General features: G+C 61.4%; 1 protein-coding gene. It reads right to left on the reverse strand.

All coding sequences use genetic code 11. The annotated features are described in order from the left end of the window. Positions 1-107: 107 nt before the first annotated feature. The gene (gene ltrA / locus K7I12_RS17310; RefSeq protein ID WP_231664804.1) at positions 108-1,538 is read right to left on the reverse strand and encodes a group II intron reverse transcriptase/maturase; all 1,431 of its coding nucleotides are present in this window, start codon (positions 1,536-1,538) and stop codon (positions 108-110) included. Between the last annotated feature and the right edge of the window lie 593 nt (positions 1,539-2,131).

Here is a 2,131-nt window from a genome sequence, read left to right on the forward strand (position 1 = left end):
TGTAGGGGTCGAGCCGGGGCGCCCTGCCAACCTTTCAGCTGGTGGTTTCCCCGGCCCGCCCTCCGAACCGGACATGCGACTCTCACCGCATCCGGCTCTCCACAAGGTTATGCCAGTGTTTCACTTGCCCAAGGTGTCGGGATCCGAGAGCCCCGGTACCGGTATCGAGTGACCTCGACCCGGCCAGGGCGGAACATCTCGGTTCGACCGTCACGTAGTACCCAACCGGGTAGGTGGCGACGGATCAGCTTTCCCCATCCCAGCTTGAGGTGCCGCTTTCGCACCCAGTTGACCACTCGCCAGAAGGCGAAGTAATCGAGGTAACTGAATGTCTTGGCGGACACACCATGCCGGAAGTACTGACACCAGCCCCGCATCACGCGATTGATGGCGTGAAGGAGGTCAGCAAGAGTCCGATGTTTGTTCCGGCGGGTCAGCGAGCGCACCTTGGCGACCACCGTCTGCAAGCTCTTCTTCGACGGGTAGGTGTAGGTGGCTCGCCTACCGCCGCGACCTCGCCAGCGTCGGCGTTGAATATGCCAGCCGAGGAAGTCGAACCCTTCGTCGATGTGGCAGACTCGTGTCTTCTCCGGGGAGAGCCGGAGCCCGATCGGAGCCAGTACCTCTGCCACTTCTTGCCAGAGCGCTTCTGTGTCTTGCCGGGTTCCATGAACCAGTACGACGAAGTCGTCCGCGTAGCGAACGAGTCGCATCACGGAAACTCCCATGCGGCGACGCTTGGCGCGAGTCCACGACGGACCGAGCGCTTCCCATTTCTGGGTAAAGTGCTCATCCAGTGCGGACAAGGCAATGTTGGCGAGGATGGGTGACAAGATGCCGCCCTGGGGGGTACCGGTAATGGTCGCTCGCGCTTGGTGGTCCTCCTGGAGGATACCAGCTCGCAAGAACGCCTTGATCAACCTCAGAACGCGTTTATCGGCGATGCGGTGACGCACACGCCCCATCAGAGCCGTATGGTCGATCTCGTCGAAGCATGCCTGGATGTCGCCTTCCAACACCCACTCGTAGTTCCGCTGAGCGGTGGTGAAAAAGTGAATCTCGGCAATGGCGTCCTGGGCGCGCCGATGCGGACGGAAGCCATACGAACATGGCTTGAAATCCGCTTCGAAGATTGGCTCCAGTACCAGCTTTAGGGTGGCTTGAACCACGCGATCCAGCGTCGTCGGTATCCCCAGCCGCCGGAACTTGCCGTTGGCTTTGGGAATCCGTTTCTCGCGGACTGGCATGGGCCTGAACTGCTGTGCCTTGAGCTCGGCCCGTAGCGATTTCAGCAGATCAGTGGCATCGTCCCCAATACTGCGAGGGGTGACACCGTCCACGCCGGCGGTACGCGCTCCCTTGTTCCCCCTGACACGCTGCCAGGCCACCATCAGGAAGGCCGGGTCGCAAACCAGGTTGAACAGATCATCGAATTGGCGCTGGCTATCCGCCAGTGCCCACTGGTGCAGCTTCTTCTGCAATCCAAGTACCCGTGACTCTGCCACGATCAGGCTGGGCCACAGTGCATCAGTATTCACCGACGACCTCCTTGAATTCCATTAGGCATGCAACCTTGCTGGACCCCTTCGCCATGTGGACGGCTTTCCCGTCCTCGGACTACTACGGGTCCTCCGCCCCCCATCGTCGGCATCGGCTGGCTACGCGCTTTCCCTACCGCCGCATGACGGTGAGGGACCGACGACAGAGTTCCCACGTTCACCTTGGAAACGCTTGTCAGGCTTGGTGCCCCGCTATGCCCCAGCGGCTTCGCCATGGTTACGCCGCAGGCCTTCACCATGGCCTCGTCAACCGTCGACATACTTCGGAGGACGAGTTCTCCCCAGCCTACAGGGATACGCACCGCAACCCCGCCCACATCTACCAGGTTAGAGCGGGTGGATGTCTCTTGAGGGGCTTTATGGCACGGGTTCCTCTCGTACACCGTCCTGTCTCGCTAGCAGAGCCCGCGCCGTCTGGCAGTGCCGGCACGACTCCGCGTTGTCAGGGCTGCTTGCCGCTCTTGCTCCCGTACCGGAGGTCGAGCTGCCCTCAGCTTCTATCGGCCTGCTGCGACAGACCAACGGCAGTGCTCTTTCATCACTGCACGTTTCCAAAGCGCCTCGTGGCGCAC

The sequence above is a fragment of the Halomonas sp. IOP_31 genome (genome assembly GCF_021151495.1).
Lineage (GTDB): Bacteria > Pseudomonadota > Gammaproteobacteria > Pseudomonadales > Halomonadaceae > Modicisalibacter > Modicisalibacter zincidurans.